Below are 519 nucleotides of genomic sequence, written 5' to 3'. Positions count from 1 at the left end.
ATGCAGGGCAAAGAGGACAAATTGAGGAAGAGCTAAAGATCGCAATTCCAACGTTAGTCAAAGTAGGTCTGTTTGATTTGTTTCAGGTAGATGAATGGATTAATGGTACAAATGCAGGTCGTACCTTTGTTGGACTACACGCAAAGACTTATTTACAACAAAAAGAACAAGAGAATAATTAAAAGTGGCTAAGCAAGTTTTAATGTGTCCTGTGTGTCGTCAGTCCCTGAATTTAACTGAACGAACTTGGCGATGTGAGCAAGGACATAGTTATGATGTAGCTAAACAAGGCTATGTCAATTTACATGTGGTGCAACATAAACATAGTAAAAACCCAGGGGATACTCCCGAGTCAGTCGATGCGCGACGAGCTTTCTTGCAAGATGGTTATTATCAGCCTTTACAACAGGCTGTAGTCGCTTTATTAAAGCAACTAGATGTAAAAGCAATACTCGATATCGGATGTGGTGAGGGCTACTATACAAGTGCTATGCAACAAGTCGTTGAACAGTGTGTTGG

Annotated in this window: 1 protein-coding gene and 1 pseudogene; both read left to right on the top strand. The window is 40.5% G+C overall.

Annotated elements, in window-relative coordinates:
• Positions 1–182, top strand: a pseudogene (locus GBI16_RS18365) (hypothetical protein); the annotation flags it as partial.
• Positions 183–184: 2 nt separating this feature from the next.
• The coding region (locus GBI16_RS18360) for a putative RNA methyltransferase (protein WP_404814624.1) at positions 185–519 on the top strand (335 nt) is incomplete at its 3' end.

The sequence above is a fragment of the Acinetobacter sp. TUM15064 genome (assembly GCF_008980265.1).
Lineage (GTDB): Bacteria > Pseudomonadota > Gammaproteobacteria > Pseudomonadales > Moraxellaceae > Acinetobacter.
Note: the sequence above shows the minus strand (reverse complement) of the source record. Positions and strands in the feature narration are given on the sequence as shown.